The following is a 14,294-nucleotide window of genomic DNA, read 5'->3' as shown; positions in this document are numbered from 1 at the left end:
ATCAACCGCCGCACAAATCGCCACTAACGAGCTATTTGGTACAGGCTTTACACTCAACTGAAGCGCACCAGATTGGTCAATACCTACTAATGTATTCAGTTACAGCGGCAAAGTGCCCATTGCATCAGTGTTGAACCTTGCCAATGAGATGGTGCTGTCATACAGCCACACCCTGCCAATAATGAGTTAACCGTTAAGCCACTTTTTACACATTCGGCCTGGCACTGGGATACTGCCACAGAAGACTGCACCATCCCCCCCCGCTTAGCTAGGTGTCAGAAAGTAATCAAGTACAACGCTTTGATAGAGCCGAGAGGTGAGCAAGAATCTCTCCCTATCACCTACTACAACAATCCTCTCTCAAACTTGCGGAGATAGGTCTGCTCCTACAGCCAAAGCAATAACACCAAGCTTACTTCGCGCCTCTTGTAACATGACTTTAATTCTGCCACCCCTCGGAGACTCGATATCATCGACAGTTAGGATTGAATCGAACATTACCTGTACTAAAAACAAAGTCGACTCTGACTCTAAATTCGCATGAAAAGAACTCATAGAACTCTGCCTATCGGCCGGTGATAGTATAAGATAGGGTTTACTACTTAAAGGAATGTTTATGCGTTTTATAAAAGGAATCATGGCAACATCGCTTATTTTATTCTCTACCGTTTCTTATGCAGGAATTTTCAGCGATGATCTAACAAGATGCCTAACAGAAAAAACTACTAGCTCAGATAAGACTCTTATCATGAAGTGGATGTATGCCGGAATGTCTAAGCATCCAGAAATATCCAGTTCTTCAACTATAACAGACAAACAAGCTCAGCATTTAAACCAGCGAACAGCCGAGTTAGTGGTAGATTTAATGACAAAGCGCTGCACTGCCACAGCTAAAAAGGCATTAAAATACGAAGATAAAGCTGCCTTCGTAGCTGCTTTTCAAGTACTTGGAAAAGTCGCTATGAAAGAACTAATGAGAAATAAAGAAGTGAACGCCCATATCGGTGGAATTGGAAAGTATATAAGCAAAGAGGCGCTTGAGACTTTAAAGCCTACAAACTAGCTTAGAAGTATGAATTAATTAATTGCACTAGGAAGGGTTATGAATAGGGGGGGGCTTTAGAAATATAGAGGCCTCTTCCGTGGCAGACCGCGCATACGTGTTGACAATTGTTATAAGCCTATTCGCCAAATGCTTCACTTGTACTTCTGAAAGCGTACTCATGAAGGTTTTTTCTCAGAACTGATATGAATATTACCGGATAAATCATCAAAACTTATTCTAGGATTATATGACTTTCCTTCCTGCTTTATTTCTTCTTGGTCATGCCACATAGCAAAATCGAAGGCAAATTCTCCTATAATTTCTTTAGTTTGATCTTGATTAATGCCATGCTTGGCTAATGCATTTTTTAGTAAAATTATCATCTGATATTGCCACTCAGTAGCTAACTCTTCATATTGTTCTGATTCTTGAATATTCATGCAGATCATACGATTGCAAGCGCTTCATCTTGAACAGTTACCTCGCACCCTTTTTCAGTTGGCAGGAGATTTGACTTGTCTGGCCAAAACATTACCAGCGCCCTAAACTCCCTACCGTAATAGTCCACGGCAGTGCCTAGGTACTCTTTGTATGCGGAACTGATAATTGGCTTGAACATGACCTCAAAACCTCCGCCGATGACATTGCCAAGTTTTGTATTAGGCTCCATTTTCACACCAGACTTTATGTCTTCGACGATGTCCGCGATTATCGCGTGAGCCGAATCTTTTTTAAGTCCAAAGATAATTATTTCTGGGTGATCGAATTTTTCCTCTAAACCGACTGAGTACGAGAAATCCTCATGCTCGCCGTTTGGATCGAATACAAAGAGAAAATGCCACCCGCACTCTTCGATATTCTCCTTTATTTCACTCTTACTCATACTCGACTCGTATAGCGCCAAGCTAAGCGGCGCAGCTTTGCTGCGTCCATGCTTGAGCGCCTTGTTAAGTGTTTTAGGGTAATTTGTAATAGCCTAAAGATGTTGTGCTTACTAAATCTTGTTTACCCATACGCCCTATGACGGCTTGAAAGTTAGCTATAGCGTCTTTATTTTTAGGGCTTATTTCAAGTTCCTTTATTAGGTTGTCCGAGCTGAGACTCCCTTTTAGTAAAATACCATGAATCTTATCTTGTAGATGCTCATTGCCATCAAATAGCCTTTTTAAAGGTAAAAGCTCTTCATTTTTATGAGATAGCTCGTCAATCCTTTCTTCAGAGGACCGCAATTTATCATTCAGATCCTGAACCACTGTCCTTTGGTCGGGATAAGGCAGTGCTATCTCCTTGCGTGAAGAAAAGAAAAATACAAAACAAACTACGGCTAATACTATTAAAAAAATACTAGTTGGTATTGAATCAGGTATTGCTAGGTTATTTAGTAGCTTGGATTTCCATAAATACTGATCGATAAATGTAATCACACCCAGTATTGCCGCTATCAAACCTAAATACTTTTCTATTTTCATTCGTTCCTCATAAATTGGATGTGTCTTTAACACTTAACGCCGCAATAACGGGACGGAAAAACGCGCAGCGTTTTGGAGTTCCGAGCCAGCTTGCTGGCGGCAGTTGATTGCTTTGTTATATTTTTTTATCAATGAACTTTCTTTGTTTCAGCAATTTCTGAGAGTGCTTTACTCTCGGTGACGACAGAAACATTTGCCTTGCCCGTCATTGTCATTGAACTCCCAACAACCATTGCAGAAGTCATCTTTGGAGTAACCCTGATGAAGTACTCTTTGTTTGCTTCAAAGGTTTTTGTGATTTCCATTGGGCCTGGATACCAGTTTGTAAATATCACAGATCCCTCAGCTTTTATTTTATGCTCGCCCGGTGATAAATGAACCACCCCATAACCTTCGTTTTTTAGAGCAAACTCTTTTTTACCGTCAATGAAGATTTCTGGCCAGCCAGCCATGTTGAAGCCTTGGTGCGGACGGTATATGTATACAGTCGATTTATCAGGTGGCGTTAATGTGATTTGCTGAAAGACGGGGCCTGTGGAAGAGCACCCTGAAAGCATGAGAACTAGTGATAAGAATACTGCAATTTTCTTCATTGTTACTCCCTAAATATAACGTTTTTGTAACGGGCAGCTTTGTGGCGAAGCCACGCTTAAAGCTGTCCAGCCCGAAGGGCATCGTTGACAAATTTGTTAAGTGGTATTTAGCTGATAGAAGCTAAACATAACAAAGCTCCCATACAGAAAAATCCCACTTACAAAATAATTTTTATACTTTTCTGTATTCTTCAAAAACAGCAAAGAAAATAATAGCAAATACGTAGCTATTAATACCTGAGCGACTCCAGGCCAAGGGGAGAGCATATTTTGACCAGAACTTTCATTCAATAACCCAACAGCCAAATACCCAATCCCAGATATCAGACTCAATATGGCGATAACTAAAAATATTATTGCAGCTATTCTCATTCTCTATACCATTTAACGCCCGCTTCACGGGCAACTTGTAGTGAAGCATTTTTGTGTAATACTGGCGCGCAGCGACAACACAAAAATGCGTAGCGAAAAGTTGTCCCAGTGGAAGCGCTTGTTAGCCGTATTTATTCCGATACTAGGCTCTAATATCAGTAATAATAGATATTGCTTTATCAGATTTCCCAACCAAATCCTCACCATCAATATAGCTAGTTAACTCTGCAAGTAATTCACTTGCAGGCTTGAACCAGTATCTTTTTAGCATATCTAAAAAAAAGTCTAATTCATCGATACCTGATGTGATTTTCAAGTGAGGTCCATATATCAAAAGTTGCTTAAACCATTCTAACGTTTTACCAAAATCAGATACAACAAAGTGATTTTTTTCAAAATAAACATGTACCCTGTTTATTCCATTCAAATGAAAATTTTCAATGTAGCAACCTTTGCCCTTCCCGTTTATGACGCCAATATTAAAAACGCAATAATCTTGCTTTGAGTCCCAAAAAGATTGATTCCTCAATCTATTTCCGTAAACACCTTCAATTTCACCAAAAATACCGACTTTAGCATTGGCGATAGGATTGTGTAGAACCAAACAAATATCAGAATTAGATATTAATGTTTGAATGTTTGGCTTGTTCAAACCTACTTTCATTGGAAAAACTTCGGAAAACCTGTCATTTAAATCAAAGCTTAATGCTGAATCATTCCCAGAAATATGAAATGAATACTCAGATAATCCTGATACAAATGTCACTCCGTATAAATTCCCCAGCCTTGTGATAATTTCTTTTACGATATTATTTGAGGCCTTTTGATTTAGAAAGCTAACAAGAAAATATTGAAAGCCCCAGTTTTTCAAATAGTCCTGAATATTTTCAAAGAAATTTGGAGGGAGGCATCCCCGTAACTCATTCAACGACCAAATAGGAAACCCTTCGATACGTCGTGGAGAATACTTTGGGCCTTTATGTGAATTTAAACATTCAATGACAGCATAAAAATGATTTGCCCAATATGATTTTTCATTTTCTATAATTCCTAATGATAGCGGTTTAATTAACTCCGAATCTGTCCACTTCATTCAAATTTTCTCATAAGTTCATATACGGCTAACATTTGTATATACGGGGGTCCGTGTATCTACCCTCACCGCCATTAGTTAAAAACAGATGTAACCGTTTGAAAAGGAAGGAAAATCTTTAGCAATATAGAGGTATCCTCCGTGACAAACCGCGCATGCGTATTAACAATTGATATACGGGGGTCCGTATATCTACCCATGCTAGACATCCATCTGTCTGATTTACTTATATTTTTAACTCAGCACCTGAAGCAATACAAGCATTTGTCTCGTTACAATTTATGCAAAACCAGCATAAATATCGCCAACCCATAAATACACTGTATATTTGAACAGAAATTACTCGATAGTTGCTCTAGATTTCTGAGCCTATTTGATAACTTTATTTCGTTCGTTAAGGTAGTGATTGATATGTACTAGAAGAGTTTTATTGATAGGAAATTTTAGCTGAAGTAAGGCTTAGAGTGTGTGACAAAAAGTGCGCAAGCCAGTGCCAAAAAGACCGCAAATTTACATTTACAAATAGTCGGAAACCAAATTTCAGACATAAAAAAAGCCACCTAAGTGACTGATTTTAATAATGGAGGCGCGAGTCGGAATCGAACCGGCGTTAACGGAGTTGCAGTCCGTGAGCAATCCTTTATTAATCATAAGCTTAAGCCCTCCCCAGCTAATATAAATGCTAAATAAACACCTTTTTTATCAATGTTTTACTAAATTTAGGCAGCTGTATATTAGCTGTGTAATGGAGCGGCACAGGAGAAATAAACCATGTTTAAAAGCTTAATAGGTGTTGTAAAAGATGTTGCTGAAACCGTAGCGGCCCCTGTTGAAATTACAGCTGATTTAACCAGGGCTATAACGAAGCCTATTGCTGAAGCTGCAAAAGAGGTTGCTAGCGAAGTTAAAGAAGTTACTAAAGAAACAGAGCCCCTAAGCAGGGGCTAGCTTTCAAGCTTCCCCCTCCCCTCTAATTTTCCGTAGTTTTTCATCTAGCACCTTTAAGCACGAATGCATGTCATCCTGACTAATTAAATCTAACCCGTTATGAGTAAGTAGTGCTGAAAGCACACCAAGGCACATATCAATATCCATATCTGTTTCTATCTTTTGAATAACCGATTGCATTAAAGCCTCCCTGTCTCTCCATTGCGACGCCGTGTCACACCCACCAACATGATCATTAAAACGCACACTCGGTGCAAACCAATAGCGTTCGGGACGTTACTTTTTTTAAATATCTCTATGGTTGTCGCACCCTGTACGCCAATTGTGGAACGAGTAGTCAATTATTAAGCTACACTGATTCAAACAAGATATAAAAACGAGTTGCGTGTATGAGTAAGCATTTCCGACTAAAGCAAGCAAGGAGGAAGCTGAATCTAACACAACAGGAAGTAGCCAATAAATTATCAATAGCCGTTTCAACGTATCGGCACTGGGAAAAAGATACAGAGCCAAATTCTCTTACTGTTGTAGAGCGTCTATGCTCTGTATTGGGAATAAACACAACGTGGTATATCACAGGGAAGCACATGGACACGCTAACAAATGATGAGAAAGCAGTAATAAAATGGCTCAGAGAGCTAAGCGAAGAAAAGAGGAAAGCGGTTTTAAAGCTGCTAGAGAAATAAGAGGCTATAGTTACGCAACCCAAACGTTAGTTTGGGCTTGCCCTGCTAGTAAAAGCGCCTCTTTTATTTCTTCCCATGTTGCGGTTTGAGTTGAGTTATCTGCCATTTTCCATTGAGTGGTCATTCCTGCCTCACCTACAGCAACAACACGCGCCATTCGATCCTGAGACTTCTCATCACCATCAAAAACTTTACCTGTAGAGGTCGTGACGAGTATTTTTGAAACCTCGCTGTCTCTATGTGCCTTTTTGCGTAAAGCTAAAATCTCAGGCGGCGAGTTATGTAGCAGCGTTTTCATGAACAATAAACTCCTTTTCTAAATATTGAATGCCACCGTTAATGATAATTTCGTAATCAACAGCCACCGGACCGGGCACAAAAGCAAAATTCATTGGCTCTGTTATAGAGTACTCAACACCTTCAATAATTGCAGTGCAAGGAACAGGGTGTGTCTCTAGCGTGTAATCCATTTTACGGTGCTTTGAATGCGGCGAAGTGGTTACATCCATATAACTATTTTCGTCCGTGTCGCCTTCATCTGCCGCCACCCAGCCACCACTTATGCCCGCCTCTTTCGAGAGCAGAAGCGGTGTATCAGCAGCCATTTTCAAGACCTCGCCTGTGGCTAAATCATAAATAAGTGCTCGTATATTATTACTCACGTATCTTTTACTCCGATTAGCGTAATAACTCTGTTTGATATCTTTGTTGAATTTGTTGCCGTTACCACGATTGAGTAAACAAAATCACCCGCAGGCGGGTCATCTCTATCTACAATAGGCACAGCAAGATAACCATCCACATAAATAGGGTGATCAGACCCAGGTGCTGAGTCGTATCCTCTCACAACCACAGGGAATGATTTTAATACCGTTGTGCCGCGCTTTAACGTGATAGTACTTTCTACTTGCTGTCCTCTAAAAACCACGCATCCCGATATAAACACGGGCTTCCCTACAGATGAAAACAATTTACTCACAGCAGTATATGTTTGATGAAGCAGTGTTTTAGTGCCCGATACTTCCGCAGATGCCGGAATAGTTACCGCCTGCCCTGCTAGCTGCAGGGTGTTAATGCTAGCGTCTTCTATATCGGCACCGCTCATCACAGTGCGTCCATTGGAAATACCGAAAACCAAAGCATTTGCAGCCGCTGGATGGAAAAAACCAAACCTATCCGCAATCGCGAGAAATTGGCTTATATAGCCCCCTTCCCCATCTGACTCTAATGATATGCCATACCCCGCCGCTTGAGTGGGAGTGCTAACTTTAACAAATACAGATTGCTGCTCCGTGAAATCATTTAACGGCTCGGATATATCAGAATGAAGCTGTGTTGCTGTTAGCTTTCCTTCCAGTAGTTCTAATATTGCTGCAGGGTCTGTGCCGGTTTCTACATGCGCTCCCGCTTCCGCGTTAAATGGTCCTGGCACATCGGCCTTGCTAACGTGCCTAATCCAATAATACAAACTACTGCCGGGATCGACGGTATCTGTGTAGCGTGTGTGGATAACGGGCTTTACGATACCTGCTGTTTCAATATCGTTTGTTCCGCTACGCCAAAGCTCTGTGTGTGAGTGGTTTAAATACTGGTCGGTTGCATCATCCCACACACATTCTACTGATACCGTTTTGCCAACCACACTAAAGCCAGTGGGTGCGGGTGGGACCGGCAAAGATGTAATACCAGGCAGTATATTAAGTGTTGCCCACCCACCGATAATATCTTCATTACGCGCGGCTATTCGCACAACTGCCGCTGCAGGATCTACGTTTTTAGTGAGAGTGAGCACAGAACTTGTGCCGAACGGCTGCCATGTGCTGCCGTTATCGTGTGATATCTGCAATATATAGCTGGTTGCATCATCAACAGAGTTCCAGCCAAATTTAACAATAGGTTGCGACGCTGTGCCGCTGTAAGAAACATTTAAACCTGTAACCAGTGATAACGCATTTTCATTAATCGTGGTGCCTGGCGGAATGTTAATTGTGCCATCTGCAATTAGGTCGTCAATTTCATGTACGCGCGGGTCGTCGTATTCGCCCGTAAAGCTAAACTTATAAGGTCCTGCAGGGCGCGAGGTGCGCATTAAAAACCGGCGATGGTGCTTGTTAGCTTCACCAAGCATAAACGAGGTGCGCTTGCGCTTAAAGCCTGTATAGATACTGGCATTGTGCGTGCTACTAATAACTATTTGATTCGCATTATTGCCCGCTGTTACGACGTATGGGCCTTGGGGCTGCTGCAGCTTATCAGCCAAGCTCACGACGTAAGTTTTGCCTGCTTCAAAAATAGCGTGCTCTGATAGCGTTAATGTTTGCGATCCATCGCCGTTATCAGCAACGGCTAATACTTCGCCGCTGGTTCCCCAGTTGCTTGAGTAATGACTAACACCAACACAGCTGCCTTTTTCGGGTAATCCACCAGAAAGCTCGGTTTTGAACTGACAAATACGGTTGCGGTATTCGCTCTTAGCGGCTTCAAACATGCCCTCACGGTAGGCTTGTGCGTGGTTGGTAATGCCGTCGCGTTTTAGCTTAACAGGGTTTATGCCTGCTTTACCGGGCAGTACGCACAGTACTTGCACAGGCATACCGGTATCAGCGTCGCGGTATTCCATTTCTACAGAATCATTTCCCCATTGATCCATCGTGTCGTATTGCAGATCAAAAGAGCCGGAGATAATCTCTGTCATGCCAAACATATAGTCTGGCACTATCTTTGGCTCATCTCGCACCATTGAATACACACCTTTGTATTCGATTTTTTCGGCGCGCCCTGCTTTGGCTATCATCTGCAGAACAGCATCAAGCGAGCTTTTTGTATCTATATTGAAATCAAAAAAATCATTGCGTGAAAGCCACACATCAGCCAGCCGCTTTAGTGCGGGCAAGTCTAGGCGGTTATCATCATACTCGCCGCCATATTTGGCCTTTACTTGATCACAAAAGGCCCATGCTGGGCTGCGGGTGGCTTGTGGCTGGCTCCAGTTTGTACCATCCCAAATGGGTAATAATCGCTGACGAATAACGTTGAAGCGACGCTCACTTTGGCCTGATAACTGCCCGTCCACTTTGATTTTTACCGCCCATACGGTGTGGTCATAAGTGTGGTCAGAATCGATATCACACTTAAGCTCACCCCAAAAAACACTGTCTTGCAAACGAATATTAGTAGGCCCGGCACTATCAGAGCTGCGGCGCATTCTGACTTCATAACGCCCTACAGCAACATCAGTGGTGACCGTTTTCCGTATCGCTTCAACGGTTTTGCCTGTTAATGTCCAGCTATCAAGATGCGCCCAGGCACCAATACCGTTATCGCTTTCATCTACCGCACGATATTCCGCCTCAATAGTGACAGACACCTGCGATAATGCGCCGGTTTGCTTATCTTGAAGCCCCAAGCCTTGCGGTGCGATAAGGTCCGCACCAATAGTGGTAACTTGCACCCCCGCAGGTGAAACGGTATGAGGGCCAGACCAACCCAAATGCTTCTCATCGTTAGCCGCGAACAGCTCAATATTGCTTACATCACTAGAGGTATAAACATCAGGATTAAACAGTGTTACACGCTCACCCGGCAGGCAGATTTGCTGCTCGTAATTCGCGAAATTACTGAGCAAAGTATTACCGATTTTCGCTTCTGAAAGCGCGTTCTCCCCCTGACCTATAGCGAATACGTGGAATAAATATTGCTCACCATCTATAAAGCGTCTGAACGGCATTGCCGCAAAATCAGGCCACACACGCTGGCGCCCATACCCGACCGGTATAGGCTGACCAAGGCGAGGGCTATTACCTTGCGCGTTTAAATCATAAGTTGGGGATTGCTCAGGTAAGTCTTTGTGGTTTTGATTGAGGTCTTGCATGGACTGCATTTGCGTGTAGGTATATATCGCAGTAACAGCCGTAAAGGCAATAAGTGCCCAGCTAATAGGATCTAATCCAAACGGGCGTGGGCGTAGCGTTAAGTGCTGCCCGCTACATAAAGGGGTAATATCCCAATCAACGGCGGGTATTTCTTCCCCATTGATGCGGGCAATAACAGGCTGATAAGTGCCCGGTCTAAAAGCAGGGTTTAGCTTTAATACGAGCTCTTCTAGTGTGATACCCGATGTTACATCTAGCTCATAATCAAATTCTTTAGCGCCGACTGAGCTTAACGGGTGCTTATGGACTGTGACTTTAACCGACATATTCCCAGTACTCTACTAAGTTGTAATTTGATAAATGTGCTGAGCTATCTAGCGCCACACCAACACCTTCAGTGCTGTGTAATAATCGCCCACCGTTTATATCTAGCCAGATACCGATATGATGAAAACGAGTAGCAGTAGCCAGCAACACAACACAGCCATGTTTTTGATGGGATATTTGCCGCCAATGGCCTGATGTTATTTCTTGTGCAACCACTCGCACAAAGGAGCGCGGGCTTTTGGTTGGGATATCTAGATGACGATCTAAAGCAACACCGTGAAGCTGATAAAACGCATGGACCACAACGCCCCAGCAATCCCATGCCTCTACACCTTCAACATTTTCACCTGTGGCATAAGCACGCCACGGCTTGCCGAGCATGTCGCTCAACCATTGGTAGTTGTTTTTCATGTGGGTTATCCGGGGTGGTTATGATGCTAGCGCGGGGTGTGTTTTAAGCGTGTAAGGAATACTAGGAACAGATTTATTAATAGAGTCACTAAACACTAGAGTGCTGGTAGCACGGCCACCCCGCACCGAAGGCTTAAGCATGGTTAAACCCGCCTCGATTCGCCCAGGATGAGTAAGCATGGTTGATAGATACTCACGCACAGTGGCGCTTATTTTTGTGCGGGGCGAGTAATCTGCAACTCTTTCTAATTGTTCGATCACATCTGTGCTAATAGCATCCATCACTAGCTGCATATCACGACGGCCTTTTGTGTTTTTTTCAGGCCATTGGACCGTAAACGCACCCGCTAAACACGTTACTACGTCATTATTTTCTAGCGTCACCGTTAGCGGTTCGGGGGCATGAACAATATGAATAACACCCGATGGCAAACCCTCCATTAAAAATGCGGGATGCCTTAGTTCTAGTGTTATATATCGCACTTCGCCGCTCGGCGCGCTGGCATAATGCTCTGCCAGTAATTGCGCAGCCTCTTCTTGCAAAGTCATTGAGGTTCCTTAAAAGCAGGCATAAAAAGCCCGCACTTGGCGGGCCGCTAGCTTTGCGCTCTTGTTTAATTTAATTGGCTCCAGTCGGCGCTAGAAGTAGTGCCTGTGGACTTATAAATCAAATCACCAACAATGGCTTCTTGACCAATAAAATCGGGTTTTGAAGAAACGCTTTTTCTAAACCCGTACTGCCCTACAATCTGCAAAACAGGGGCCGAATGACTCACTGCAGCATCATCAATAGTTACATCAGAAGCCACGGATAACTTAACATCCATCGTCCATCCTGAGCCAGTATTAACTGGAACCCCCACATCCAGCACTTTAAATGCCCCGGTAACGCCTAAAATATCAATATACATATCACGCTGCACAGCGCCCAACGGATTAACAACACGCTTAAGTACTGCTATATCAGAACCCGCAATTACATCAGCGGTTGTTGATAACATATTCCCATATGTTCCGCCTTGGCTAACAACAAATGTGCGCGGCTGCCCATTATCATTTGCAGAATGATTAGCCCATTCTTGACCAGGACTGAACGAGCCTTGAGTGGGCGCCCCCCCCAACGCAGAACCCAAATCTAAACAGTTTTGAATATCCTGGCTTGCCGGGCAATGTAGGCTGCTCCCCGCTCCCACCAATCTAACTACGTCACCATCAATGTTTCTAAAATAATTAACACCCAGCGACAACCTGCCCTGATCGGCATTAATTCCATAATGTGATAAATCAGATAAAACAGCACCGCTGATGCTTGCCGCCGCATTAACAACAATAATCCCAGCCGCAGCAGGCGATGTACTGCCTGCAAACTTTCCGCCGTGAGAAATTCTCGGCCCATTTATAACGTATGCATCTCTGTACTGGTTATCAGCACTACACCGAATCCCAAAATTTAAATAATTAGTAATAACTCCCGCTCCTATCGACACATAATATGAGCCTGATAATTTCGGATCTCCAGATAGCGTTTTTAATCGAACGAACGAAGGACTGTCTGCATCAGTTAACACACCGCTCTCGCCGAGCCAGAGAGATGTTGGGTCATGCCATAGCGAATCCTGAGGCGTGCTAATAACGGACTCAGTAGCATCAATGCCGGATCTAAAACCATCAATAATATAATCACTCAACGTCACGCGAGTGCAGCCACCGATCTCTATCCCGATCCCTCCTACACTGCTCGGATCGCTCGCTGTATTTGGCACAGAATTAAAAGCGATGTTCCCCCCTGCGTGAGTCAGATAGTGGCACTGGCCGTAGCTATACGCGATTCGCACATCTTCAACATAGTTACCCAAAACTCTCACAAATGCTGCCCATATTTCGATCCCATTATTCCGCACTCGACGAATATCGTTATCTAATACTGTTACTCCATAAATATAGCGCCATGAGTTAATACTGATGCCGTGAGATTTTATATTTGTACCAACGCCCAAATCACGAATAATATTACCAATGAATTTTACATTTTGGCTTTTATAGCTGTCTGCTATTTGTGTATTTAAATTATAAATCGCCGAGCCAACACCGTCATGTATAAAATTATCTCTAAACTCAATTCCATCACAGGCTGACCAAAACATAAACTCACCCGTGCCGCCTGACGCGTCAATCCCTTTTATTAAAATATCCTTATTTGCATAGTCTTTATCACCAATAATATTAACAACCCGACCCGTGTCAGGACGAGTGACTTTATGGCCTGCTTCACGATTACCATCTACAGTCATGCCTGATTCAACAGAATTAATCACAAGCATTGCAGATGAGCCAGCTAGCATAGAAACGCTAGCATCCAGTTTAATTTTTTTTACATTATCCGTATTGTCAATTATTACTGAGTCAATGATTGAATCAATATCAACTGATATCAGCTCAACTATTGATTTCATTTTTGAAAGATAAGCTGAATTATTCTGGCCTTTTTGTGCTCCAAATGCAGTAATACCAATATAACCGCCGTCTGATACACGCCGCCGCCAACGATTGCCCAGAGGCGTTACAACAGTTAATCCATCATCATCTATCAACTCACTAGCAGCGTCTGCATAAAACTCACCACCGCCCACGCCTATTACAGTATGTCCCGCTAAAACGATCTGCTGGCCGTTTGTTTCAGGCTCTAAATTTCGTAATTCATCAAGAGTGCCTACTTGCGCTAACGATACGGACACTCTGTCTTTTTCTTTATCTGTAAACGCATTCAAATCAGCTTGCGAAAAGAGAGCCTCAGCTATCTGCTCACCGGTCATGTCACCGCTAATAGCGCCTGCATCGAGCGCGTCTTTTATTGCTTTTGCTATACTATCGCGGGGGCCGCTATTCGTGGCGACTATGTCTGTTTCGCTTCCGTTTATAAATTCGGCAAATTTATTTTTTAAAACTTCAAGTTCGTCTGCTACTGTTGCGATATCAGCCATTACCAATCCCCATGAACAATGTTATATAATTTGTTTTTCGATTCGACCAACGCTATCAGTACCGGATCTGTCTCTAAAGCCGCTAGCGCCTCGGCTTCTGTCATTGATTCAGCCGGTAGTGCAAACGACGTGAGCTTAATGTTAATTCGGTATCGATTGCCGTCTAAGACGCTGGCGCCAATCCCGTTTTTGCTGAATATTGCAGCAACGGTATTCATCCCTGCGCCGGTTAGTAGCGGCATAGCAAAGTAGTCATTACCATGGTTTAGCTTGTTCGATATCCACCATCTGAAATAGAGCTCTTCGCCCTTCGAGAACAGTAATGAGGCTTGATAATCGGTAATGGTAAAGCGTGATATTAGGCGCGAGATACCGGGGCCAGAATACATGCTCGATATTTCGCGATTATCCCGCACTGTGTAGCGGTAGCCGCGCTTTAACGGGTAGTCCAACTGCTCAAGCGGCCAGGGTTCTAAATCGGTTATATCCATTTTTTA

The 14,294-nt window shown here is 43.2% G+C and carries 18 protein-coding genes; 3 read left to right on the top strand and 15 right to left on the bottom strand.

Annotated features, from left to right (window positions below; all coding sequences use genetic code 11):
- Positions 1-360: 360 nt before the first annotated feature.
- Positions 361-555 (bottom strand): hypothetical protein, encoded by a 195-nt coding sequence (locus NEJAP_RS07435; protein ID WP_201350012.1) that lies wholly within the window; start codon positions 553-555, stop codon positions 361-363.
- A gap of 61 nt (positions 556-616) precedes the next feature.
- Between NEJAP_RS07435 and NEJAP_RS07430 the strand changes: the two genes are divergently transcribed.
- Positions 617-1,063 carry a hypothetical protein gene (locus tag NEJAP_RS07430; protein WP_201350011.1) on the top strand — a complete coding sequence of 149 codons (447 nt, stop codon included), beginning with the start codon at positions 617-619 and terminating at the stop codon, positions 1,061-1,063.
- Between the two features lie 158 nt (positions 1,064-1,221).
- Here the strand turns inward: NEJAP_RS07430 and NEJAP_RS07425 are convergent, their stop codons facing one another.
- The 6 genes from NEJAP_RS07425 to NEJAP_RS07400 form a co-directional block, all read right to left on the bottom strand.
- Positions 1,222-1,485 carry a hypothetical protein gene (locus NEJAP_RS07425; protein WP_201350010.1) on the bottom strand — a complete coding sequence of 88 codons (264 nt, stop codon included), beginning with the start codon at positions 1,483-1,485 and terminating at the stop codon, positions 1,222-1,224.
- A gap of 5 nt (positions 1,486-1,490) precedes the next feature.
- Entirely contained in the window at positions 1,491-1,928 is a 438-nt protein-coding gene (locus NEJAP_RS07420; protein WP_201350009.1) for a DUF4262 domain-containing protein, read from the bottom strand.
- A gap of 73 nt (positions 1,929-2,001) precedes the next feature.
- Positions 2,002-2,514, bottom strand: coding sequence for a hypothetical protein (locus tag NEJAP_RS07415; RefSeq protein ID WP_201350008.1), 513 nt, complete (start codon positions 2,512-2,514; stop codon positions 2,002-2,004).
- A 128-nt stretch (positions 2,515-2,642) separates the two neighbouring features.
- Positions 2,643-3,107 (bottom strand): DUF2846 domain-containing protein, encoded by a 465-nt coding sequence (locus NEJAP_RS07410; protein WP_201350007.1) that lies wholly within the window; start codon positions 3,105-3,107, stop codon positions 2,643-2,645.
- Between the two features lie 96 nt (positions 3,108-3,203).
- On the bottom strand, positions 3,204-3,479 hold the full coding sequence (locus NEJAP_RS07405; RefSeq protein ID WP_201350006.1) for a hypothetical protein: 276 nt from the start codon (positions 3,477-3,479) through the stop codon (positions 3,204-3,206).
- Positions 3,480-3,621: 142 nt separating this feature from the next.
- Positions 3,622-4,572: a hypothetical protein gene (locus NEJAP_RS07400; RefSeq protein WP_201347494.1), complete on the bottom strand. Its 951-nt coding sequence runs from the start codon at positions 4,570-4,572 to the stop codon at positions 3,622-3,624.
- 771 nt (positions 4,573-5,343) lie between these two features.
- On the opposite strand from NEJAP_RS07400, the gene NEJAP_RS07395 reads away from it, so the two are divergent.
- Positions 5,344-5,520 carry a hypothetical protein gene (locus NEJAP_RS07395; RefSeq protein ID WP_201350005.1) on the top strand — a complete coding sequence of 59 codons (177 nt, stop codon included), beginning with the start codon at positions 5,344-5,346 and terminating at the stop codon, positions 5,518-5,520.
- Between the two features lie 3 nt (positions 5,521-5,523).
- On the opposite strand, the gene NEJAP_RS07390 is transcribed toward NEJAP_RS07395, so the two are convergent.
- Positions 5,524-5,700: a hypothetical protein gene (locus NEJAP_RS07390; RefSeq protein ID WP_201350004.1), complete on the bottom strand. Its 177-nt coding sequence runs from the start codon at positions 5,698-5,700 to the stop codon at positions 5,524-5,526.
- Positions 5,701-5,909: 209 nt separating this feature from the next.
- Between NEJAP_RS07390 and NEJAP_RS07385 the strand changes: the two genes are divergently transcribed.
- A complete protein-coding gene (locus NEJAP_RS07385; protein ID WP_201350003.1) occupies positions 5,910-6,206 on the top strand; it encodes a helix-turn-helix domain-containing protein in 297 nt (98 codons plus the stop codon).
- Positions 6,207-6,216: 10 nt separating this feature from the next.
- On the opposite strand, the gene NEJAP_RS07380 is transcribed toward NEJAP_RS07385, so the two are convergent.
- The 7 genes from NEJAP_RS07380 to NEJAP_RS07350 form a co-directional block, all read right to left on the bottom strand.
- Complete coding sequence (locus tag NEJAP_RS07380; RefSeq protein WP_201350002.1) at positions 6,217-6,504, bottom strand: DUF4376 domain-containing protein; 288 nt, start codon at positions 6,502-6,504, stop codon at positions 6,217-6,219.
- Positions 6,485-6,868 (bottom strand): hypothetical protein, encoded by a 384-nt coding sequence (locus NEJAP_RS07375; protein WP_201350001.1) that lies wholly within the window; start codon positions 6,866-6,868, stop codon positions 6,485-6,487. Before NEJAP_RS07375 ends, NEJAP_RS07380 begins: the two co-directional genes overlap by 20 nt.
- Complete coding sequence (locus tag NEJAP_RS07370) at positions 6,865-10,404, bottom strand: host specificity factor TipJ family phage tail protein (protein ID WP_201350000.1); 3,540 nt, start codon at positions 10,402-10,404, stop codon at positions 6,865-6,867. The genes NEJAP_RS07375 and NEJAP_RS07370 overlap by 4 nt, the downstream gene beginning before the upstream one ends.
- Complete coding sequence (locus tag NEJAP_RS07365; protein WP_201349999.1) at positions 10,394-10,816, bottom strand: NlpC/P60 family protein; 423 nt, start codon at positions 10,814-10,816, stop codon at positions 10,394-10,396. Before NEJAP_RS07365 ends, NEJAP_RS07370 begins: the two co-directional genes overlap by 11 nt.
- An 18-nt stretch (positions 10,817-10,834) precedes the next feature.
- Positions 10,835-11,365: a DUF1833 family protein gene (locus NEJAP_RS07360; RefSeq protein WP_201349998.1), complete on the bottom strand. Its 531-nt coding sequence runs from the start codon at positions 11,363-11,365 to the stop codon at positions 10,835-10,837.
- A 65-nt stretch (positions 11,366-11,430) separates the two neighbouring features.
- Positions 11,431-13,797 carry a hypothetical protein gene (locus NEJAP_RS07355; RefSeq protein ID WP_201349997.1) on the bottom strand — a complete coding sequence of 789 codons (2,367 nt, stop codon included), beginning with the start codon at positions 13,795-13,797 and terminating at the stop codon, positions 11,431-11,433.
- Positions 13,797-14,288: a hypothetical protein gene (locus tag NEJAP_RS07350; RefSeq protein ID WP_201349996.1), complete on the bottom strand. Its 492-nt coding sequence runs from the start codon at positions 14,286-14,288 to the stop codon at positions 13,797-13,799. Before NEJAP_RS07350 ends, NEJAP_RS07355 begins: the two co-directional genes overlap by 1 nt.
- Between the last annotated feature and the right edge of the window lie 6 nt (positions 14,289-14,294).

It is taken from the genome of Neptunomonas japonica JAMM 1380, assembly GCF_016592555.1.
GTDB classification, from domain to species: Bacteria; Pseudomonadota; Gammaproteobacteria; order Pseudomonadales; family Balneatricaceae; genus Neptunomonas; species Neptunomonas japonica_A.
Note: the sequence above shows the minus strand (reverse complement) of the source record. Positions and strands in the feature narration are given on the sequence as shown.